The organism is Levilactobacillus cerevisiae, from assembly GCF_003946245.1.
Lineage (GTDB): Bacteria > Bacillota > Bacilli > Lactobacillales > Lactobacillaceae > Levilactobacillus > Levilactobacillus cerevisiae.
On the sequence record NZ_RHNN01000029.1, the window covers coordinates 1 to 22,362 of the forward strand.

Genomic DNA, 22,362 nt, shown 5'->3' on the forward strand with positions numbered 1-22,362 from the left:
CACTTTACGCCAAAACGAAAGTGGTGAGGAAAGATTCCGTCGAATCATTTCTCACCACTAAGGTTAGTCTGTTTTTTAAATGTAACTCGCATGACACCGCCAATTGGGGATCAGGTTAGACTGTAGTTGCCGGCTTACTTTACATACTTCCAGGCATGATAGTTCTCGCTTCCATTAGCATCCACCATGACTGAAACTACTTTTCCATTCTTATTTCTAGTCGACATAAAATGGAAAGCATTTCCCGTCTCACCAGCCGCATAGAACCCAAACATTTTAAGAGTCACCGTACCGACCTTCAAATTGTAACGATAAACGTACAGATGCTGATTATTTAACTGACGTACCCGATTCCAAGCGCCCGCACGCTTCACCTTGCGGTACCAGGTCACGCCGTGTTTTTTGACCACAGTTTTGGCATAGCCATGGTTTTTGATGTGGGTATACCACGTTCCCCGCGTCTTCGGTGACGTCGTATGCGTATACGCAATGCCGGGTAATGTTTTGGCCGCTTGCGCAGGTAATCCTGGCATCAGTACCAGCGTGAACCCCAGCAGTAATCCCACGCCAAGTCTTTTCAAATTCATGTGAACCCGCTCCTTCTAACTGATATGTACGCTGCTAAAAACTTACGCATTAAGTATACGAAATGTAGGCGACACAACTTGGCACTTCTTTAAAAAAATATTATTGGCCAGACCCCCAAAAAACAAGCCTAAACCGGACATACCAGTTCAAACCTGTCTTTTTGAGTGGCATCTTTAGCATCCAAGACCCTTTGCCATCATTCAGTCAATTGGTAGCTTTCATCTATTAGATTAGCTAATTCCTTCTTCGAGACCAACTGACTAATATCTAATGTGATCCAGTGTTGCTTCGTGAAATGTTGTCCGGGCAAGATATAGGGAAATGTACCAACTAGCTCATCAATCCTCGCAGGATGGCATTTCAGATCAATGTACAAGACCTCGTTTTTTTCATAAACGAGACCAAATATTTTCTTGCTGGCTTCATGCCGCAGCGCGTCGAAGACAATCCGGTTGCGATGGTCCGGAGCATTAAATGGCTCATCAACGATAACGCGTTTACCCTCGCTACTGAAGTTAATGAGGGCTTCTTTTGTCATTTCCATTATTACGCTCCCTCCTTAATGATGTAGTGACACCAATGGTAATTAAGCGCAATCGTATCTGCGCCACAGAAAATTGTATTGACAGTTAGTTCCCATCAAGAGCAGGAATACCGGCGACAGGATCCTATTAACCAGGGCTGGACAGTCAATCGTTCTGAAAGTTCGTAATCCAAGTTGTAAATTGGCATCAAAAAAAATGAATAACCATGCCATAGGATGGATACTCACGGGTGGCTCACTCTTAATGAGCGAAAATGGCACACTTCTACGTGACGACCACAACCTCAGGCTAAACAATTGTTCTACAGCGATAACGATACACGTCATAGGTGATTGGGCCAAACAAAAAGGACCGCCAACTAGCAACAGTCCTCACCAAATTAATTTCTGCCATTAAGCCTGTCTTGACTCACTAATTAATCCGTTGACCAATAGCAAATGCGTAGAACTTCTCTGCATTTGGACCATTATCAATCGACTTCTTCCCTTTGACATTTTCTTCAATATTTAAGCCGATTTCATACCCCTTAAGCTTACCTAATTTGGCAGCCGTGTAACCGTAATCATTTGCTAAAATCTGCTTAACCTTTTTAACCCGTTTCTTCGTGCTAACGGCGTTACTCGTAGCTAAATATTCAGTAACCTTAGGAAAATAGGTCACGTTTTGATAACGACTCGTCTTCAGCACGCTCTTCTTAACCGTTGGCGCTGCTGGATCTTCGTTACCAAGTTTCAAGCCAAATTCATACGCAGCGATATTCGTTAAATCATAGGCTAACTTCATGTTGGGCAATGACTTCACTATCGACCGGGTAATCCCTTGAGTTGGTGAATACTTAATGTAATTTTGGAAATCCTGACTATTCGTAAACATGCCCATGGGTACAAAGCGGCTCTTCAGCAGGTCCATCGCTAACCCATGCGTTAAATACCCCCGCCAAACATAACCAACCGTGCTCTTAGGATGTGCCTTGGTCCCACCAGCATTAATGTAGTAGTAGACCGATTTGGTTCCACCATGCTGCAGGACGACAGTTGAAGCACGTGTAAAAGTCGTATTAGGTCTATCCGTCAAATAACCGTGCCGTTTCGTATGTTTTTTATTCCACAATGCCACTTTCTTATTGGGATACTTCGCACGATAAGTCGGCCGCTCAGTTGGCCACTTTTCTGAGACCACCGTATATTTCTGAGAAGCTTGCGCCGTTTGCGAAAAAACCAGGCCCAATGCGATACTCAAGATGAGTCCCAAGACTACCCCTAATGTCGCTCTAAATTTCATAACGTCCATTCCCCTTTTAGCTTATCTTACCATACTTCCAATCTTTTCAGGCCATATACAATCCAGAATGTTGTATATTGGAGATGAAGATGAATTCTCCTTGTATCGTGACATGATTGTACTCGTGACGCAACCAACGTACCCAATTTCCGGAAGGAGTTCTCACCATGACTAAGCGACCTGACTTCACACCAAACATGAATCCTATGGTATTTAAACGCTTTTATTGGTATCAAACGGAGTTACGGCAAATTTGTCGTCAACAAGGCCTACCCACAACTGGCACCAAGGCCGAGCTGACTACTTACATCTTGACACTACTCAATGGTCAGGCTCCCCAAGACATCCACCCTATCAGAAAGCTGCGGAGAAGGTCATCCGCCAAGCTAACGGCTGGGCAAATAACGTTAGACACGAAGCTCTTGAATTCTGGTTTTGCACTCAATAACGAGGCTAGAAGCTTCTTTGCTCACTATTTTGGGGTCCAAAAATTTTCATTTCGTAAAGCCATGGCCATCAAGATGAGAACTGTTGAACAAACGGCGGACACCAGTGCTACAGTGGCGGATTTAATTGCAGTGCTAGAAGCTCCCGCACCTGCCACCACAAAGAACGCCGAAGAGGGCACCTATCAGTGGGAATAATTTTATTAAGGATTTCTGCAACGACCCCATCTCAAAGCGCTACACTGAACCCCTGAAGGTGGCCGCAATTTTATGGCAAAAAGTACGGGACTCTGACCAACCCAAGACGTATCGACATGCACTGGTAGTCAGGCACACTAGCGAGTTAAGTCGTTTCTTGAAGTCGTCCTAGGAATACTGTGTGCTGCAGCTGACTTCCATGAATGCCAACCGCAATCCGACCAATATAATCTGCGTATTTCAACCCTCAGTCCAATGTATTAACTAGTTTTTTTACTAATGCCCCCCTTTCTAAAGAATGAGTTTGGGACAAAACCCCAGACTCTTTTTGGTTCTCCAACTCCATATTGCTGAAACGTGCGACAAAAGGCAACTGGCTCCGCTTAAAACTGCTAGCCAAATAATCCAAACCCGGGATTATCCGGCTAGCAGCCTTAATGCTCACCAGCTAACCGCCTTTTGTCCCACTCTCTTTCTAAAGAATGGTCAACCGACAGTTGCCAGAAAGACCTAAAGAGACAGGCCTGAACCGGAATTTCAGTTCAACCCTGTCTCTTTGAGTAGCATTTTTAGGTAACCAGCAAGTTACTTTGTCTAAACGCTCTTCTACCACCAGTCATATTCACTTGCCTAATCAGTTATTTCCGACTGAGATAGTCACGGCGTTTTCTAAACAGAAAGACCGTGAGTGGCATCAAGAATGTAAATGGCAACGCCAGTCGATATGGCCGGATAAAAGCTAAGGTCAATTGGTCCTTGGTTTCACGCTTGATCGTCGCAACCGCCGTCGTCAAGACGCGATTGTCCTGGGCAACCTGTTGCGTGACAGTTCGGCTGACTTGCTGGTAAACAGTCCGTTTGGTGGTTACTGATGCTTGGGCCAGCCGAGGCTGCCGCAATGCTTGCTGATAGTTTTGACGGATGAGTCGCTGGGCTTTTGCTTTATTGATAAAAGTAGTTTGCTGGTGCGGCGTTGTCTCTGTCTTCAGTTGATGCTTTACCTGAATCAGTGTGTCACTCTTTACCTTAGCCGTCACCGTTAATGCCTCAACCCGATTTTGCGCGAAAGTCCAGATATTTGTTTTGGCTGTCACTAAATTCGTCGATAGCGCCGACACAAAGATGGCCACAGCTAGGGATGTGCCAATCTGTCGGAAGACCCCGATGACGCTCTGCGATGCTGTCAATAGACTGCCAGTAAAGTCACCTGCTGCCAAGACTGTGATGGGGCCGATGACAATTCCATAACCGGCACCCACCAGAACCGCCGCCATGCAGACCTGCCAATACGCATTTGGATTCATTTGACTAAGGACGACGTAGCCACCAATCATGGCAAGACTGCCCATCAAGATGACGGCACGTGGGCCAACCTTGGCCAACAACAAGCCACTCAGCGGAGACCACATAAAAATCATGAGCGACGCTGGCGTAATCATCAAGGCCGCTAGTAATTCGCCTTTACCTTGCACCTTCGTAAAGAAGCTCGGCATCAAGACGAGTAAGGCAACCAGGAAGATTCCTGACATCACGGTCACGATTGCTGCCCCGACAAACTGTTTGTCCTTGAATAGCGCCAGTGGCACCATGGGTTGCTTGACCCGAGACTCGACCACCACAAAGGTCGCCAAAGCAACAAGACTCAGCAGTCCCAGTCCGAGACACCGATAACTCAGCCACCCCCAGTCGCTGCCTTTCACCAGCAATAGAGTCAGGCTAAATAGCATCATCATTGAAAGCACCGATCCCCAAATATCTAAGTGTTCTGCTGTTTGCTTTCTTTCGTGTCGATCAAGCAGCCGCCAGCAAAGAACCAGTGCGAGCAGGGTAAATGGCACATTAATTAAAAAGATGCCGCGCCAGCTAAAAAACTGCGTCACGATTCCCCCAATTGTTGGCCCCATGGCAGCTGCTAACCCCTGAGTAACCCCCAGAATGGCAATCGCACTGGTCCGCTTTTCCATGGGTGCACTCTGAATGCCAATCGTCATACTAGCGGGGAAAACAATCGCTGCACCCACGCTTTGAATCCCTCGGCCAACAATCAGCCATGCCACGTTGCCCGCCAATCCAGAAAATAGCGACCCAACCAGAAATAGCCCTAAGCCCAAAATGTAGAAGCGACTACGACCGTGAATATCGGCTAGTCGCCCTAATGGAATCGTCAAGGTAGCAAATAGAATCGTGTACAGATTTAGTGCCCATGAAAGCTGTTCTAAACTGACGGATAGACCTGTCTGAATTGCGGGTAACGCAATATTCATGACCGTTGTGTCCAACATGCAGAGAAAAATACCAATGGACATTGTCCCAACTAACTTCGTTGTTTTTTTCAAGATTGAGGTCCCCTCCTAATGTGTGTATCGCTAGTTTACGAGCCCCGATGATGATAAACTAGGTTTAGGTTACAGATAAGGGAGAGGTTGTTACCTAATGGACCCACAAGACCGGAAACAGCAAAATCTGACGGCCATCTACGGTGCCTTACTGGAGTTGATGGCGCAAAAACCAGTGATGAATATTTCCATCACCGAACTTTGTCAGCAGGCTCAAGTCTCACGGACTTATTTCTACCGCCACTATCAGAATTTTAATCAGATCATTCTGGCCTATCAGACGCAGAACATGCTACACTATCTGCGGCGATTACCGCAGACATCTAAGGTTGATTTAACGCGGTTAATGACACACTATTTTGAGAATACCAAACTAGAGGCTGAAACCTATCAACTCTTGATTAAAAATGGCAAATTAGATATTCTGTTGGAAACATTTCAGACTGTTTTTCAACTACTCATTAAGCAAGAGCGGATTGCAAATCACACGTCACGTTTAACGGCGCCTTATTACTTGGAATTTTTCTCTGGTGCTGTCATTAACGTCACGGTCAACTGGGTCAAGCATGGCTTTGTTGAATCACCAGCATATTTAGGCCAAACGGTAGCCAGTTACGTTCGCTCAAGTAATCTGATGTAGTGCGACAAAGGTATGTTCCCACCGCCTGTAACTTAAAATTCTTAAGGAGTGATGCACTTGAAAACAACTGTCCAAAAAATTGGTCATTCACTTTGGGTTATTATTCCTCGTGAACTTAAGGCCAAGGTCGGTGACAAATATAAGGTTACCAAAATTGGAGACACATTGATCATGACATCTCAGCGTGAGGACCTATTTAGAAATGAGGCTGACTGGACTGGCTTTCGCAACAGTATCTCCAAGGAAGACCACGAATGGGACGAGGCTGAAGACTAGCATCTGCTCCTGTCCAAAGAGGACTCTGTTTCTGTTGGTCATGAGATTAAAAAGCGACGTTCGTAGCTAACGATTGGTCTAAGGTCTAAAAAGAATTAGAGCGCTCATGTTGAAGTCCAGAGGCGATGATGTTGCAAACAAAATCACAGACTTTCTCCGTGAAGCTGACCTTTAGGACAACCTCCCCAGTTGACTAACAGAAGATGTTCGAGGGAAACCGAAAGTAAGTAAAAACTTTTCCGTAAATTGACCACCATGCTGCTAGCTAAACACGACAAATAACCGGAGTCCCTCTCAACAAGGACTCCGGTTGTTTGTGATGCTGTTTTTGAAGATTGAATCCTGCCACCAAGATTTGACAAACACCAAACACTGGTTGATCGTTAAGCTCTGTGTGGCGTTCGCCCCGCTTGTGCCTTCTCCCGTCTAGCCAAGCCACGGTCGGCTGCGCGCATCTCAAGGTGGATAATCCGATCGAACATTTTGTAAGATAACTTTCGCGCTGCCACCACTGCCAGGGTATCCAGCAATGTCAATTGATAACGGGTCTTAGGCCGCTGCGCGTTAACCGCCTTGAGCATTAAGCGGGCAATGTCGTCCCCCGTCGCCTGAAAGTTCCAACTACCCAAGGCATACGCCTCAACCATCCGCCGGTAAGCAGAATTTTTAGGTGTCGTTGCCACCATGTGATCAGCCGCTGTCTGTTGCCAGTTCGTTGCCGTGCCACCCGGTTCGATTATAATGACGTCGATACCAAAGTCCTTAACTTCTAAACGGAGGGAATCACTCAACGCCTCCAAAGCGTGCTTGGAAGCATAGTACCAACCGCCCAATCGCGAGTACAGTTGACCACCGACTGAAGAATTGTTCAGAATTTTTCCAGCATGTTGGTGGCGCATGGTTGGTAAGACCAGTTGGATCAGGTTGGCCGCACCAAAGACGTTCACGTCAAATTGGCGTTTCGCCTCGGCTGGGTCAACGTCCTCGATGGCCCCCCATTGAGCCGTAGCCAGCATTATTAATCAAAACATCAATCCGGCCCTCATGCGTCAGCACGGCCTGGACAAAAGCTTGATTCGACGCCTGATCCGTCACGTCCAGCTTAAAAATATGAATTCCCTGCGCTGCCAGATCGGTCATCTGGTCCACGTGGCGGGCCCCAGCATACACCTTGTAACCGGCGTTGTGAAAACGTAACGCGGCCGCCTTACCCATTCCCGAGGAAGCTCCCGTAATTAAAGCAACTTGTTTCGTCATTGTCATCAATCTCCTTGATTGTTTTGTTATTTGGCTTGTTTTTATCGTTGAGCGTGTATTCACTATAAAAGAAAGACCTTTCTTTGCCAACTACAAATGTTTAATTAATTTACCATTTGACTAAGAATCGATATTCTTTTATACTGAGCTGTATGAAAAAAAGAAATGAACAAAGACCACAAGAAATTATTGAAACGGTTACCAAGATGATCATCGAAAGTGGCATCGTCAGCATTACCATGCCGCAAGTTGCCCGCCGTGTCGGCATTTCGCAATCAAATATTTACTTGTACTTTCAGAACAAGGATGACTTACTCAAGCAAACCTTTTTAACGCAAAAACATTTGATCAACGACTACCTGTTGACCCACTTCACTGAGCAACCGACCGTGACGGCATCCATGCGCTTGTACGCGCGCATCATTTATCAGTTTGCCCTGGATTACCCGGACGCAATCAACGTCATGATCCAATACGAAAGCTCACCAATCATGCAGCAGGTTAATATTTCAGCAGAGGAGGCAGCCCTCGACTTTGACCAGATTACGCTGCTGGTCAGACAAGGCATGGCAAACGGTGAAATTCGCGCCACGGATCCCGGCGTGTTGCTGTCGATTGGGTATACGACCATTATTAATTATGTTCAGTCCGTGAGTGAACAAACAGTCGATCCCATTCAGGTGCCGTTTGAAGCAATTTTGGATATGCTGGAGGCCATGTGGCGGAAACCTGACCAAGCCTAATTCGGCCACGATAGGTTACTCGTAAATTTTAGGCAAAAAAATAAAGCCCAGGTGAATTCACATCACCTAGACTTTATTTGTCGTCTGCAAGACAACATCGCGGTATTTTGCTTAGGGTTAGACCACCGCAATCACCTGTACTGCTTATGATTGACGTTGGGTATTAGCTTTCAAAAAGCTGATGAGTAACCGGTCGACTTGTAAATTGTCATGCAATTTACTATGTTGCGCATTGGTCCCGACGATTTTGTGTTCCTGGTAGGACTTCGCCCGGTCAGCGACCAGATAGCGTAGCGATTTTGAAGACGCATTGCTGACGGAGCCGTCCGAGTGGGACCCATCATTCTTGTCGCCGTAAATGTTCAGCACAGCAATTTGATTTTTAGGATAAGTCTTGCGCAGACTGAGCAACGCCTTATAGTCCGCCTGCATTTTCGCAGGCTTCCCCGCACGATTTAACTTCATGCGGTTAGGCTCATCGTTCATGCCTAAGATGCCGTTGAAATGTCCCGCAATATCGACCTGTTTCTGTAGCTTAGGCAAATTGGTCGTTTGCTGCTTCAGGTAAAACATGATGGCCATATTGCCCATTGAATGACCCACCATATTAAACTTTTTAATGTGATACGTCTGCTGGAGCTTCACCACGACCGCCGTGGCCCAGCGTCCCCACTGTTGCGCACTGCCATTGTGGTTATCTTCAAAACCAACCTCCACAATTGGTCGGTGGTCATCCTGATGGAACTGGCCAGATAGGGTGACCTTGCCTTGCTTCGACACCATTGCGCGAATCACGGTATTCGTCAGCCCTGCATTCACCAAAGAGCGTGCCATCTGGTTTTCAGCATGATAGCTGCTTCCCCAACCGTGAAAAAATAAGGTTGGCTGATAATTATTAGCCGTGTTCACCGTGGCCGACTGCTTGTTTGACTTCGTACAAGCAGATAACCCCAAGCCAACTAGTCCAATCCCCAAAAATAAAACAATTTTTTTCCACATAGTCTTTTCCCCTCTAAACTCTTTGAAAATATTGTTTGCTACTATTGCAAGGGTAACTTTACCCCTCCACACCAACAATTACAACACCCTGAATAACCGGGTAACCTTTGGGCTAAAATCGTGATTGCTAATTGCCGCCTCGCTGATTTAACCGGTCTGGTTTAGCTAATGCTGGCTCAACCAGTTAAGTGCCCCATTTCTTGTTAATTTAGTGCCTGCCACAATGCAACCAGCTAAAACACCGTCACAGCACGCATCTCGTTCCCTTGCGAAACCCCAAGTTGCGCGCATTTACCTTGCTATTTGCGAAATGATTGCCATGAATTGCTTGTTTGCAACCCCACCAATAACCAACAATAGAATTAGTTAAAGCGCACAACAACTAATGATGGGGAGGACGATTACATGCTCAATGTACCCATGCTAGACTTTCATGTTTTTAAAAATCGACAGTTTTCTCTTTCATTAATCTTGGTGGTCCTTTCCTTTATCACTTTGATTGGGCCTCAAGCAATTATCCCAACTTTAATTCAGTCCTCAATGCATCATACAGCGCTAACGTCTGCCTTAGTTTTATTGCCCGGAGCACTTGCCAGCGGTTTAACTTCTCTAATTGCTGGTCATCTTTACGATCATGTTGGTGGAAAAATTTTAGGAATCATCGGTAGCCTGATCGTTTCAATCTCGATGCTACCGTTCTTGTTCTTGAATGTTCATAGCTCACTGATTATGATGTCTGCATGCTTAATATTCAAAATGATAGGTAATTCCCTCGTGATGACACCACTAACAACCGAGGCACTGAACGTACTGCCAGATAAATTGCTGAATCACGGGAGTGCGATGGTGAACACATTTCGTCAAGTGGGCGGCTCGATAGGTACTGGACTACTACGGTCCAGTCATTTTTCGGCGTACATTCAGCATTTGCTGGTACCCGTGCATTTTTCAGCGGGATTATCGTGCTTGGTCTGATTCGGTTCATACTGGCTATGCTGTTGAAACCGACGACACGGGCGAATAAATGATAGGTCCCTTGCCGTCGATAAATATCTGCGTAGGTCAACCCGATGTAACGGGGCTTGACCAAGACCCATCGCTTTGGTCATGGGTCACTCAAATTTACCAATCAAAAAAGCTCACCAAATAACTGACGGTGAGCTTCCTAAGCTAGGCTTCTAACATGGTGACAAACCGGTGATCCCAAATACCCTCGTAAAACGCGATGGTCTGATCGGCCGTCATGAATTTATTGTCAACGGTGGTCGTTAGCCCCCGTGTCATTTCAAGGTCGTAGCCGATACCGTGGGCCACCTTAGTCGTGGTGTCCACACAGTATTCAACCTGCGCGCCACAAATTTCCAGGGATTCGGCCGCAAAGCTCGTCAGCACCCGCCGCAAGTTCGTATGATAAAATGCGTTGGCGTGCGTCTTGGACACCACTGAGTCCGTTGCGCGATAGTCCAGTTCGGGAATCAACTCCCACGCGTGCGACCCCTTAACCAGGTCGTCGTCCGCCTGCTGCACAAATACAATGGGCTTTTTGGCTTTCCGGTACGCAGCAATCCGGGCGTTAACGCCGGCAATCACTTGCGGTAGGTGTGCGGCGGTCTGTTCGCCGTAGCATACACCGTTTTGAAGATCAATGACTAATAAGACATCTGCCATGTTGATGGCCTCCTTCAGGAAACTTACTGTTTAGTTTTTATGATACGCCTTTTGCGGCAGGGTTCAAACTAAACTTAAGGTAATTTCGGATTAGTCGGTCTGATTTCGCAGTGGCTTACTGCCGTCAAATAGCTGTTGGTTAACCACCCAACTTTTGGCAAGCTCTTCACCCGTTTCGGCAAGCGTTAGAGCAAAGATGCCACCGTTTTCTGCACCAGAGCGACTGCCTGCGTCAATCAAATAGCGGGGTAAGTCAGCGGCATCCGCCTGCATTTTAATGAAACCATAGCCGTCGTCGCTGATGGTTTGAACCGGCGTATGACCCGTCACAATGATTTTATTGGCCAGGTTACGGTGCCACGTTTTACCAGGACCGTAATAGTAGTCATCACGAATCCAGAGTAAATCATCGCGAACCTGCTGGTTAAGCGGATAAGCCCAATTGAGGCCCGCGTGAACAGCAAGTAAATCATCAGTCGACCAAGTCAGGGGCAACTGGGCTAAAAATTTGGTGTAACGAGCCAACGGCGCTTGCCGCAAAGCATCGGCGACAACGATTGGATGACTGGAGTGGATGCCCAAGTGACGCCAGGTGTTCGCGCCACCATTCAGGCGCCAGGTCTGATAGCTTAGATCATCACCGTTGGCCGTCTGTAACCAAAAATCATCGTGATTCCCCAATAGTGCCACGTCGCCATGCTGGTTGACGCGCGCCATGATGATATCTAAGACCGCCAGCGGATCGATGGCAGCGGTCTGCTCGGTGCCCTTTCGTGACGACCGTCCATCAATATAGTCGCCCAGAAAAATCAAGCGGCTCCCCTGCAGACTCGGAGCCCGTAACAGCACGGCCAAATCGTCGGCGGCAGAGTGAATATCCCCAATAAATGTATACTTCATGAAATTTTGCCCCTCTCCTCCTGGCTGTAAGCCTTGACCGGCAATCTCAGTAAGCCGTTTTTTGGCAAAAAATCAGCGTTCCGCCTTAGCCAAACGCACACGCACATGTCGGTTTGATTTAGTATAGCACGTTCACACCACAGCAAAAGCGAACGTATGTTTTAAATGAATACGCTGATTTGCCACTGATTCCTATCTGCCAATTTTACGAGGATAAGTCCTTTGCCTGCTCCAGTACCCGATGAATTGCAGTGGCATCACTGGCTGCCAGCAATTCTTGATACAAGCTTTCATTCTGTAATAATGCTAGCAGTTGACTCAAGGCGTGCATGTGCGCATCACGATCAATTGGCGCCAGACTAAAAATTACTTGTAACTTTCGTTCTTCACCATGGGCCGCCAACGTTACTGGTTGCTTCAACAAAAGTAATGACATACCTAAGTGATTGACATCATCTTCTGGCTTCGCGTGTGCCAACATGACCCCGTCCTTAATGATCATGTAAGGTCCTTTCTCTAAGGTAATGTCGATAATCCTCTTTGCGTACTTGGGTTGGACCGCATTATCTATCTGCAACGGCACTAACGACTCATGAATGGCATCTTGCCAGTCTAAAGGTGCAGTTGCAATTTGAATGTGAGCCGGAGTAATCAGATCCGTTAAAGACGGTCGACTGTTGGGTAGCGAAGATTTGACAGGTGTATCTTGAAAATAATCACGGAGACTCGTTGTTAGGCCGTCGAAATCATCAACGCGGGCGTAATCGGTAATAATATCCAGAACTGCGTGTGCCAGCTTCGTTTCTCGAGAATTATCGAGGAGGTCCAGTCGCCGAAACTCTTGACTCAACTGTTGAAAATCAGCTGATGACGGAATCGCCTGTACCCGCAGAATTGGTACGTTCGCTGACGTATGCAATTTGGCCGTTGTTAGTACCAGTCGCGTTGCACGCTTTTCCAAATCAATCTTTTGAAATTCTTCCAAACTAAATGGTTGCGAGAAATTGATGTCTGGATAACGGGCCGACAATTGTTGATAGAGTAACAGGCTAGTCCCAATGCCACTCGTGCAAACTAGTAATACATCCGGCTGTTTCTCAGATGCCAGCCAATCTGGAGATATTCGTTGGACCTCACCACCAAAGTAAACAGCGATTAAGGCTAACTCGTCACTAGAGACAGGCGCATGTAGCAATTCTTCAAAGGGTTTTAACGCATACTTCGTTAAGTTCATTAAGTAGCTATACTTTAATTTAACATCAGTCAGGTTTGCATGTTGATAATGAACGCTATACTTTATTCTGAAGTACGTGGAATAAAGATGGGTGGCCAATGCCTCTAGGAAGGCATTTGAGACCATATCAATTCCCGAAACCGAGCTAAATCGCCGGGCAACCTTGTCAGTTGTTCGTAGCAATTCTTTCACAAATCGATCAGTATTATTGACTTGCTGTAGCTGCCCAGCCAGAACCAATTCGCGTAAGCTTCCTATTTCAGCGGGGGTTGATTGCCCGTATTTTGCTAAGAGTTGGTCACACCACTGGCTAAAAATATCAACTGGATAATTTTGAATATTTGTTAGCAGGCGTTCCGGATCGCGCGTTCTTTTTAATAGCCACGCGATATACCAGACCAAAGCTTGAACTGCATCACCACTGTAATAATTTCCAGATTCCGCTTGCAGTTGCGTTAGTTGTTCAGAAATCTCTTGAATACTTGGGAATTTCTGTATAAGTTGGATAATAAACGCATTCTGTTGGGTCAATTGTTGGTATACCCACTGCCGTTGCGTAATTTCACTTCCAACCATTGCTTTCCCGTGCTTGGTATTAATCACCTCAGTGTCCGCCGGTAGACTGTCTTCTATTTCCCGAAAGTCTTTGATAATGGTATTTTTAGACACGTTCAAGCGTTCCGCCAGATTCACAAGTGATAGATGTGAATCTTGCTGGATGAGATACCAAATAATCATTTGCCGTCGCTCAGCCACGTTTAAAATTGGTTGCTTATCTGACTGCGAATGGTGCTTTAGCTCATCCAATGTCGACTGTGTTAAAAAATAACCACCCTGTGATAACCGTTGAACATCGTCAAGGTTCAAGGCTTTCAGTGTCGTATTTACTTGTTTTAACCAATAGAATACACTGCGGCGAGAGAGACCCATCTTCTCCTCTAAATCAGCCACAGTCTCATACTTCTTGCCCTCGGCCAAGATAGAAATCAGTAGGTTCACCTGTTTTTTATTGCTAATCGTCAGCATAATATTACCTCAACAATCTCGTTATTTCTCACCCTTGATTCACTTTGCAAACTACCTTTAAAATTAGCTAACCACCAGGATTCAACGCCAATAATTAGACTTTTTCTCAAAAAAACAAACTTAGCCGACTGTAGCCCGAAAATACTAAATGCATGACGTCAGTTCTACCTGACAACCATGCTGTTTAGCAAATCATTATTCTATTGTCTGACTAGGTTGCAGATGTTTTTCCACCAATTCTTTAACCTCTTCATGGGTCTGACAGGTGTTAATGGCTTCATCAACCACCTTTGTCCAATCAGTTGTGTCAATCTTTTTCATTTGACTTCGCACCCGCAAAATAGAGGTGGCACTCATGGAATATTCATCTAATCCCATGCCCATCAACAATGGCACGGCAATTTTGTCACCAGCCATTTCGCCACACATAGCGGCTATTTTGCCTTCACGATGAGCAGCTGTCACAACATTCTTAATCAGCCGGAGTAAGGCTGGGTTATACGGTTGGTAGAGATAAGAAACATGTTCATTACCTCTATCGGCAGCAAATGTATATTGAATCAAGTCATTCGTCCCAATGCTGAAAAAGTCGACTTCCTTAGCAAATTGATCGGCAAAGACTGCTGAAGCGGGAATCTCAACCATCATGCCCAATTTAATATCATCGGCAAATGGAACACCCTCTGCGGCTAACTTGTTCTTTTCCTCAGTAAAGACTTTCTTCGCCGCCCGAAATTCTACCAGCGTCGCAATCATTGGGAACATGATTCGAATCTCGCCGTACTTGGAAGCCCGAATCAGGGCCCGCAACTGTGTCCTGAAGATTGCTTGTCGATCTAACGAAATCCGGATAGCACGGTAGCCCAAGAACGGGTTCATTTCTTCAGGCAGTGGTAAATAAGATAAGTGCTTATCCCCACCAATATCCATCGTCCGAATAACAACTGGCTTCCCCTTCATGGCCTCAGCAACCTGCTTATAGGCATTGAATTGTTCATCTTCGGATGGCAGCTTGTCACTATTCATGTAAAGGAATTCCGTTCGAAACAGGCCAACCGCTTCTGCGCCAGCGTCAGTAACTGCTTTAATATCGTCAGGTGTGCCGATGTTCGCAGCTACTTCGAAATGCTTACCGTCTTTCGAGATTGATTCAGCATCCCTTAGTTTTCGCCATTCAGCTTTTTCGGCAGCGTATTGTACCGCTTGTTCCTGAAATTGCTTAACTTCATTTGCACTAGGTGATACTACTGCGAAACCATCTAAGCCATTCAAGACGACCGAATCACCATTTTTAACCGCTTGCGTTGCTTGTTCCGACCCAACAACGGCTGGAATTTCCAAGGTTCGCGACATAATCGCCGAGTGGCTAGTCCGTCCGCCCAAGTCCGTTAAGAACCCTTGGACGTAGTTCGTGTCCATCTGGGCAGTATCTGAAGGGGTGAGGTCATGAGCAATAACAATAACGGGTTCATTGATCAGCGCTGGATTAGGAAGTAACTTCCCCAACAAATGACTCAAGACTCTCTTGGTAACGTCCTTGACGTCTGCCGCACGCTCTTGCATGTACTTGTTATCCGTCATTCCCTCGAAAATCGTAATGAATTGGTCAGTGATTTCTGTCAATGCCTCTTCCGCGTTAATCTTCTGTGACTTGATAAGCTCATCGATTTGTGAAATCATTTCGGGATCGGCTAGAATCGCCATGTGGGCGTCAAAGACTTCGGCTTCACTTTCCCCAAGCGTTTCGGCGGCCTTGTCCCGAATAACTTGCAAGTCGGCTTTAGAATCACTCATAGCTTGACCAAGACGCTGGATTTCGGCATTCACGTCCGTAATTGACTTCTTATCAAAGCTTAAATCTGGATTCACTAAGCGGTAAGCCTTGGCAATACCAATACCGTCACTAGCGGCAATACCACTAATTCTCTTTGACATGTTTTCATTCACCTCATCAACTGCTTATTCAGACTTTTTCCATAGTTCTTCGTATTTCTTAACGATTGTTTCCGTATTGAATCCAAATTTCGCAACAATTTCAGGACCCTTACCACTCAGGCCAAATGTATCAACGCCAATGGTTTCCCCATTCAAACCGGTGTATTTCCCCCAGCCAAATGTACTGTCCATTTCAATGGAAATTCGCTTATCAACTTGTGGTGGTAAAACAGAATTCTGGTATGCCTCACTTTGCTGCTCAAAAAGCTCAAAACTAGGCATGGACACCACGGAAACATCGTATTGCTTTTCTCGTAACTTGGCTTGCGCATTCAAGGCCAATTGCACTTCGGAGCCAGTCGCAATTAAGATCCCATCGGAGGCTTCACTCTTTGCAGGTGACACGACATATCCCCCACGAGCAACGTCTGCCGGATTGGTTTGTTCCAGGAGTGGCAGGCCTTGACGAGAAAGGACCAATACAGTTGGCTTGTCAGTCATTTGGGCGATTGCTTTCCAGGCACCTAAGGTTTCATGAGCATCAGCTGGTCGAATAACATTCAGGTTAGGAATGGCCCTTAAGCCTGCTAATTGTTCAACTGGTTCATGGGTCGGCCCATCTTCACCAACAGCGATTGTGTCATGTGTGAAAATAAAGGTAACTGGCAGCCCTTGTAAGGCAGCTAACCGAATCGCTGCCTTCATGTAGTCTGAGAAAGTGAAGAAGGTACTTCCAAATACACGCGATCCACCGTGCAACGTCATGCCATTTAAGGCTGCTGCTTCACCAAATTCACGAACGCCAAACCAGACATTGTCATTAGCAGGATCTAAAGGATTAAACCGCCCTTCATCTTTTAGTTGTGTTTTATTACTAGAAGACAAATCGGCAGCACCACCCCAGAAGTTCGGGTTAAACTTAGCAATTTGCTGTAAAATTTCTGAATTGGTCACACGAGTTGCAACGGCTTTGCCAACCGTTTCGTCCGGTAATTTAACTTGACTCATGTCTAATTTGGGACCAATCTCAGGCGTGAATTCGGCGGCTAGCTTAGGTTCATTCCGCTGATAATTCGTGTAGAGTTGTGTCCAATTATGATGAGCGGCGATTCCCCGTTCTTCAATGCCCTGCTTAAACTGCGCGTAAGCATCTTCAGAAACAGAGAAAGGTGTTTGACTCCAGTGATAGAACGCCTTGGTCTGTTTCATATTCTCAGTTCCTAAAGCCGCACCATGAACCTTATTAGTACCAGCTTGGGGTGAACCATGACCAATTTGCGTTTTGATTTCAATGATTGTTGGTTGTGTTGCCTGCTTAGCCTCGTTAATCGCGTTATCAATGGCAGCCAAGTCCTCACCATCTTCAACAAATAGATAGTTCCAACCAGCACCCTTAAAGCGATAGCTCTGGGTCTCAACGGATCCATTAGCCAATGGCCCATCTAACGTAATGTCATTCGAATCATAGAGCACGATTAATTTATTCAGCTTTTCCTTGCCGGCAATGTTAATGGCCTCTTGACTAATGCCTTCCATCAAGTCCCCATCACCAACCAGTGAATAGGTCCGGTGATCAATTAAATCGTAATCTTCAGTGTTATACTTGGCTGCCAAATGCTTTTCAGCTAAAGCCATTCCCACGGCCATTCCAATTCCCTGACCCAGTGGCCCAGTTGTGGCATCAACGCCAGGCGTGTGACCAAATTCAGGGTGTCCTGGCGTCAATGACCCCATTTGCCGAAATTGCTTTAAGTCATCCATCTTGACAGCGTAGCCACTCATATGAAGCAAGCTGTAAAGCAAGGCAGAACCATGACCAGCTGAAAGAACGAAACGATCACGATTAATCCAATTAGGCCGCTTTGGATCCGTTTTCATATGATAGTTCCATAAAACGTAGGCCATAGGTGCCGCATCCAAGCACAGACCTGGATGACCCGACTTAGCCTTTTCAATCATATCTATGCTCAACATTCTTAAAGCATTAACGGCTAATTCATCTTTTTCTGTGAAGGTCACTTGAACCTCACGTGTGCCTGCATTTATCATTAATGATTACTCCTTATCCACAAATCAACATTTTAAAACGACTAGCTTACAAGTAACTTATCCTTCGGCCTCGACAGTGTTATCCTTCTTGTCTCCTTTTAAGAAGAGGGACCAGATAATAACAATCACAGTAAAGGCAATAATACCAACCGTCACAGCCATTTGACCGTAGTTACCTAGATTTCCTAATAAGATTCCTGGAATCAAGTAATCAGTATCAGCAAAAGTTGATGAGGCTAACTTCAACCCACCTAGAACGGGTAGAATCAGTAATGGCAACCAACTGATCAACAAACTATTGACAGCTGAACCAATGATTGCGCCGCGACGCCCACCAGTTGAGTTACCGTAGATTCCAGCGGCACCACCACAGAAGAAGTGTCCAACCACACCGGGAATAATAACCGTTGTTCCCATGCCAATCATGGCAAACATACTTAAAGTCCCAACGATGAAGCTTACGAAGAAGCCGATCAATAAAGCATTTTGTGCATATGGGAAAATGATTGGCACATCCAAAGCTGGTTTGGCATTTGGAACTAACTTGGTTGCGATTCCTTGGAAAGCAGGAACAATTTCACCTAAAATCATCCGAACACCAGCTAAGACAACGTAGAATCCAGCAGCGAAAGTCCCTGCTTGGGTAATTGCGTAAACCAAGAAATTCGTACCAGAACTTAATTTTGTTTCAATGAATTGTGGCCCGGATACAATGGCCAAAACTAAGTAAACAATGGCCATAACCAAGGTAATGGAAACCGTTGAGTCACGTAAGAAACTTAAGCCTTTAGGGAAGTTAATGTCTTCGGTAGACTTCTTAGCATTACCGAACCACTTACCCATTAAACCTGCTGTGGCATAACCAATGTTTCCTGTATGCCCCATTGCGACCTCATCGCCACCAGTGATTCTCCGCATGAACGGTTGGCAAAGCGCAGGTGTAACCGTTAATAAGGTCCCTTCAAACAAACCGCCTAAAAGAATCGTCGTGACGCCAGATTTCATCCCAGTGGAGATTAGGATAACGGCTGTTAAGCAAGAAACGTAGAGCATCGCTTGACCCGTTAAGAAGATGTACTTAAACTTTGTGAACCGGGCCAAGAGAACGTTGACGATCATGCCGACGAACATAATCAAGGCTGTTGTCGTCCCATATTGTTGTAAGGCAATGGCAACAACTGCTTCGTTAGAAGGCACGACCCCTTGAACGTGCAGTGCAAATTTGAACATGGATGCGAACGGTGTCAGGGAAGCTTGTAGAATACCTGCACCCCCGGTCAAAACTAAGAATCCGACGAAGGTTTTGATGGTTCCCTCTAGCACCTTCGTCCCTGGCTTTTTCTGAAGCGCCAATCCTAACATCGCGATTAAACCAACTAGGATGGCAGGCGTACTAACAACAGAGACAATAAAGTTAATCGTGGCTTGCATAATTGCTATTCCTCCAATCAAACGTTGTAAAGCTAATCGTGCTTGATGCCTTCCTTATCCAATAAAACGTTGATCTTTTCCTTTAACTCGTTCTTATCAATGATGCTCTTTAAAACAAACACCTTATCTTGTGGCATATCTGATGCTTGTTCAGCTAAATCACTACCAAGGAAAAAGTAGTCAGCCGCGGTGATATTCATACTTCCAGTATCGAAATGGGTAACTTCAATATTATCTGCATCAACGTTTTCTTCTTTGAAAACGCTGTCAATATTCATTTGAATCATGAAGCTTGAACCTAAACCTGATTGGCAAACCGCTGCAATTTTCATTATTCTTTTACTCCTTTGAATTCGTTGACCAATTCTTCAACTGTTCTCGCATTTTCTATTCTGGCAAAGCTGTCTTCGTCTTGTAACTTCGTTGCTAATTCTTGTAAAGCTTCCAAGTGCTTGGTATTATCACTGGCAGCTAGGACGAAAAACAATGTAATCGGATGCTCCTCGCTTACCAAGTCAATGGCAGGATCGACCTTCATTAGTGCCATTCCCATTTCATTCACGCCATTTTCCGGCCGCGCATGTGCTAAGGCAATGTGGGGACCAATATTAATAAAAGGACCATTTTTCTCAACGACACTGATCATCGCGTCAATGTAGGACTGCTCAATCTTCCCTTCAGTTAACAAGGGAGTCGCTGCCTCTTGAATCGCCTCGTTCCATTTCAGATTTCCGGCTTGTCTCAGTTGGACAGTCCGGGGTGTCAATAAATTTTCTAACATTCTAATTAACCTCCGCTTCTTAAGACAACTCATACTTTAAACCGTAAAGTAAGCGTTTCCAAGTGCAACTCGTGCACACCCCTTACGTGCAAAAAGTGCACTCTTTCACTTGAACACAATTATTAAATATAGCAAATGACGAGTCTTCTGTGCAAGAGAAGGCTCGTCATTAGGCGATTACTTTATTTTTTGTTTACTAGTGCACGATACATTGTCGTGGGTTTTAATTAGTGTTGATTTTACTACTTCATTCACAGTAATGGACTAAAGCTACGACCCTAGTGACTGCGAATGAAGTCTTTGAAGGCCTTATACTAACTCCCTTAAAAATCGATCACCGGCTCACTCAAAAATTTGATTTTTGTCAGCTTGCTTCCGCAAACCAGCACCTCCGAAATTTCTTGAAATATCAGTATTCTGATTTCTAAAATCACCAAATTTAGACTAATCTAAGGCCATTCAAACGAAGGAGGTCTTTATCATGTCAGAAGCAGCACCCTTATTTCAAAACGTCGCGCTTGCCCGGGTTCCCGGTGAACTAGTCCGCGCCATCCTTTCCCACCCGGAAAATCTTCCCCTGTGGGACGCCGAAATCGCCGAGGTGGTCCCTGAAGCCGGTGGTTTCCACATCCTCCGACATTCACCGGCACTCAACACCGAAGAACACGTGACGGTGACCACGACCGCGGACCAGGTCATCTATCAGAGTCAGGGTGGCCGGTTAGCCTATCAGCTCAGCTTTACCCTCAGCTCGGCGGCGAAACAAACGACCATCACCGAAACCTTAATCGTCCCTCCCGCCAATAGCTTACCCTTACCACTTAGCTTGCTGGCGCCCATTGCCAAGCAAGCCTTTGCCCAAAATCTCCAGGCACTGGTCACGCTCGCCGAATCACCACTGGAGGTGACCCCCTAATGCAAGCCATTGTGCAAGACTCGTACCAGGGGATTGACGCGCTCACCGTGCGGACGCGACCCGTTCCCCGATTAACGCCACTGGCCGTTCGGATTGAGACTCGCTACACGCCGGTCATGCCCTACGACCTGTTAACGGAAAGCGGCCAACTCCAGCAGTTGCGGCCCGTCACCTTGCCCATGGTCGTCGGTTACGGCTTTGGTGGCATCGTGCGTGAGGTTGGGCGACTGCGCCAGTCAAAATTAGTTAACCAACCCGTAATTGGCGCGCAGTTCAGCGGCAGTCATCAGGAACAAATTCTCTCCACCCTGCCGCCACTGTTACTTCCAGTACCTCACGGCGTCTCCTTAGCCGCCGCGACAACTGTTATCGGTGGTGCGGACGCCGCTTACTTTGCCTTGAAGAAGAGTCACGTTCAGGCCGGCGCAACTGTTCTGGTCACGGGTGCCAGCGGCAGTGTCGGCACGTATTTGTTACAGCTTCTCCACTTGTTTGGCATCCACACCGTTGCCATTGCCCATTCCAGCCGGCATGACTTGCTGCAGGCGTTGGGCGCCGACCAGATTTTGGCTTACGACCGCCCGTTGGCTGAGCAAACCGCCGATTTATCAGCCGTCACGCAAGTCATTGACTTAGCTGGTGCGGCCTCGTTGCTGGATCAACTCACAGCCATGCTGGGTCCCGTTAGCCTTCTTTCCCTGGCCTTGACCGATTACCACCCGCAAGACCCACAACAACGCTTCACCTTTGCCAGCGGCGCCATTATGCCGGCTGATTACCGGTGGCTATTACAACAGTTGGCCACGAAAAAACTCACCGCGGTGATCCAAGAACAATACCCATTTACGGACGTCAAACGTGCCCAGCACCGCTTGACCACGGCGCATGCAGCGGGTCGGATTCTACTGACTTACAACCAGGAGGTGACTGCATAATGATACTTTTAACGACTGATTGGAACCAACTGCTCCCTCAGCTCGTGACCCTGTGGCTGGTCGGCTGGGGCATTCGGGCACTACTGATTGGCTTGATTGTCGGCGGCCTGTTGTGGTTTTACAAACGCACGCGGTAATTTTACGACTCTTAACCATGACGCTTGTGGGTACCATTCAA

General features: G+C 46.3%; 22 protein-coding genes and 1 pseudogene. 8 read left to right on the plus strand and 15 right to left on the minus strand.

Features of this window, described 5'->3' with window-relative positions:
* Positions 1–134: 134 nt before the first annotated feature.
* The 3 genes from EKM99_RS12495 to EKM99_RS12505 all read right to left on the minus strand — a co-directional run bounded on the left by EKM99_RS12495 (position 135) and on the right by EKM99_RS12505 (position 2,414).
* Positions 135–587, minus strand: coding sequence for a hypothetical protein (locus EKM99_RS12495; protein ID WP_125583747.1), 453 nt, complete (start codon positions 585–587; stop codon positions 135–137).
* A gap of 197 nt (positions 588–784) precedes the next feature.
* On the minus strand, positions 785–1,132 hold the full coding sequence (locus EKM99_RS12500) for an MmcQ/YjbR family DNA-binding protein (RefSeq protein ID WP_125583748.1): 348 nt from the start codon (positions 1,130–1,132) through the stop codon (positions 785–787).
* Positions 1,133–1,544: 412 nt separating this feature from the next.
* Entirely contained in the window at positions 1,545–2,414 is an 870-nt protein-coding gene (locus EKM99_RS12505; RefSeq protein WP_125583749.1) for a hypothetical protein, read from the minus strand.
* Positions 2,415–2,581: 167 nt separating this feature from the next.
* On the opposite strand from EKM99_RS12505, the pseudogene EKM99_RS12510 reads away from it, so the two are divergent.
* Positions 2,582–3,230 (plus strand): annotated as a pseudogene (locus EKM99_RS12510) (SAP domain-containing protein).
* 466 nt (positions 3,231–3,696) lie between these two features.
* Here EKM99_RS12510 and EKM99_RS12515 read toward each other — a convergent pair.
* Complete coding sequence (locus EKM99_RS12515; protein ID WP_191983319.1) at positions 3,697–5,397, minus strand: MFS transporter; 1,701 nt, start codon at positions 5,395–5,397, stop codon at positions 3,697–3,699.
* Positions 5,398–5,491: 94 nt separating this feature from the next.
* On the opposite strand from EKM99_RS12515, the gene EKM99_RS12520 reads away from it, so the two are divergent.
* Both EKM99_RS12520 and EKM99_RS12525 read left to right on the plus strand, forming a co-directional pair.
* Positions 5,492–6,034 (plus strand): TetR/AcrR family transcriptional regulator, encoded by a 543-nt coding sequence (locus EKM99_RS12520; protein ID WP_125583751.1) that lies wholly within the window; start codon positions 5,492–5,494, stop codon positions 6,032–6,034.
* Between the two features lie 57 nt (positions 6,035–6,091).
* On the plus strand, positions 6,092–6,310 hold the full coding sequence (locus EKM99_RS12525; RefSeq protein ID WP_125583752.1) for an AbrB/MazE/SpoVT family DNA-binding domain-containing protein: 219 nt from the start codon (positions 6,092–6,094) through the stop codon (positions 6,308–6,310).
* Positions 6,311–6,693: 383 nt separating this feature from the next.
* On the opposite strand, the gene EKM99_RS12530 is transcribed toward EKM99_RS12525, so the two are convergent.
* Positions 6,694–7,326, minus strand: a complete 633-nt coding sequence (locus EKM99_RS12530) for an SDR family NAD(P)-dependent oxidoreductase (RefSeq protein ID WP_263853873.1) — start codon at positions 7,324–7,326, stop codon at positions 6,694–6,696.
* Positions 7,286–7,567 carry an SDR family NAD(P)-dependent oxidoreductase gene (locus EKM99_RS16085; protein WP_263853874.1) on the minus strand — a complete coding sequence of 94 codons (282 nt, stop codon included), beginning with the start codon at positions 7,565–7,567 and terminating at the stop codon, positions 7,286–7,288. The genes EKM99_RS12530 and EKM99_RS16085 overlap by 41 nt, the downstream gene beginning before the upstream one ends.
* Positions 7,568–7,719: 152 nt before the next feature.
* On the opposite strand from EKM99_RS16085, the gene EKM99_RS12535 reads away from it, so the two are divergent.
* Positions 7,720–8,310, plus strand: coding sequence for a TetR/AcrR family transcriptional regulator (locus EKM99_RS12535; RefSeq protein ID WP_125583753.1), 591 nt, complete (start codon positions 7,720–7,722; stop codon positions 8,308–8,310).
* 144 nt (positions 8,311–8,454) lie between these two features.
* Here EKM99_RS12535 and EKM99_RS12540 read toward each other — a convergent pair whose 3' ends face one another.
* On the minus strand, positions 8,455–9,309 hold the full coding sequence (locus tag EKM99_RS12540; RefSeq protein ID WP_125583754.1) for an alpha/beta hydrolase: 855 nt from the start codon (positions 9,307–9,309) through the stop codon (positions 8,455–8,457).
* A 405-nt stretch (positions 9,310–9,714) separates the two neighbouring features.
* Here EKM99_RS12540 and EKM99_RS12545 point away from each other — a divergent pair, with 405 nt between their 5' ends.
* Positions 9,715–10,284: an MFS transporter gene (locus EKM99_RS12545; RefSeq protein ID WP_125583755.1), complete on the plus strand. Its 570-nt coding sequence runs from the start codon at positions 9,715–9,717 to the stop codon at positions 10,282–10,284.
* Positions 10,285–10,479: 195 nt separating this feature from the next.
* Here EKM99_RS12545 and EKM99_RS12550 read toward each other — a convergent pair whose 3' ends face one another.
* The 8 genes from EKM99_RS12550 to EKM99_RS12585 form a co-directional block, all read right to left on the minus strand.
* On the minus strand, positions 10,480–10,977 hold the full coding sequence (locus EKM99_RS12550) for a cysteine hydrolase family protein (RefSeq protein ID WP_125583756.1): 498 nt from the start codon (positions 10,975–10,977) through the stop codon (positions 10,480–10,482).
* Positions 10,978–11,067: 90 nt separating this feature from the next.
* Positions 11,068–11,877 (minus strand): metallophosphoesterase, encoded by an 810-nt coding sequence (locus EKM99_RS12555; protein WP_125583757.1) that lies wholly within the window; start codon positions 11,875–11,877, stop codon positions 11,068–11,070.
* A 205-nt stretch (positions 11,878–12,082) separates the two neighbouring features.
* The gene (locus tag EKM99_RS12560) at positions 12,083–14,137 is read right to left on the minus strand and encodes a BglG family transcription antiterminator (RefSeq protein ID WP_125583758.1); all 2,055 of its coding nucleotides are present in this window, start codon (positions 14,135–14,137) and stop codon (positions 12,083–12,085) included.
* A gap of 195 nt (positions 14,138–14,332) precedes the next feature.
* A complete protein-coding gene (ptsP, locus tag EKM99_RS12565) occupies positions 14,333–16,072 on the minus strand; it encodes a phosphoenolpyruvate--protein phosphotransferase (RefSeq protein ID WP_125583759.1) in 1,740 nt (579 codons plus the stop codon).
* 24 nt (positions 16,073–16,096) lie between these two features.
* Positions 16,097–18,121 (minus strand): transketolase, encoded by a 2,025-nt coding sequence (gene tkt / locus EKM99_RS12570; RefSeq protein ID WP_125583760.1) that lies wholly within the window; start codon positions 18,119–18,121, stop codon positions 16,097–16,099.
* A 57-nt stretch (positions 18,122–18,178) separates the two neighbouring features.
* Positions 18,179–19,552 carry a PTS ascorbate transporter subunit IIC gene (locus tag EKM99_RS12575; RefSeq protein ID WP_125583761.1) on the minus strand — a complete coding sequence of 458 codons (1,374 nt, stop codon included), beginning with the start codon at positions 19,550–19,552 and terminating at the stop codon, positions 18,179–18,181.
* A gap of 32 nt (positions 19,553–19,584) precedes the next feature.
* On the minus strand, positions 19,585–19,884 hold the full coding sequence (locus EKM99_RS12580; protein WP_125583762.1) for a PTS sugar transporter subunit IIB: 300 nt from the start codon (positions 19,882–19,884) through the stop codon (positions 19,585–19,587).
* Complete coding sequence (locus EKM99_RS12585) at positions 19,884–20,333, minus strand: PTS sugar transporter subunit IIA (RefSeq protein ID WP_164511603.1); 450 nt, start codon at positions 20,331–20,333, stop codon at positions 19,884–19,886. The genes EKM99_RS12580 and EKM99_RS12585 overlap by 1 nt, the downstream gene beginning before the upstream one ends.
* A gap of 481 nt (positions 20,334–20,814) precedes the next feature.
* Between EKM99_RS12585 and EKM99_RS12590 the strand changes: the two genes are divergently transcribed.
* Genes EKM99_RS12590 through EKM99_RS15870 form a run of 3 tightly spaced genes read left to right on the plus strand, consistent with a single transcriptional unit; the run spans position 20,815 to position 22,321 of the window.
* A complete protein-coding gene (locus EKM99_RS12590; RefSeq protein ID WP_125583764.1) occupies positions 20,815–21,249 on the plus strand; it encodes an SRPBCC family protein in 435 nt (144 codons plus the stop codon).
* Positions 21,249–22,184: a zinc-binding dehydrogenase gene (locus EKM99_RS12595; RefSeq protein ID WP_125583765.1), complete on the plus strand. Its 936-nt coding sequence runs from the start codon at positions 21,249–21,251 to the stop codon at positions 22,182–22,184. Before EKM99_RS12590 ends, EKM99_RS12595 begins: the two co-directional genes overlap by 1 nt.
* Positions 22,184–22,321, plus strand: a complete 138-nt coding sequence (locus EKM99_RS15870) for a hypothetical protein (RefSeq protein WP_164511604.1) — start codon at positions 22,184–22,186, stop codon at positions 22,319–22,321. The genes EKM99_RS12595 and EKM99_RS15870 overlap by 1 nt, the downstream gene beginning before the upstream one ends.
* The last annotated feature ends 41 nt before the right edge of the window (positions 22,322–22,362 follow it).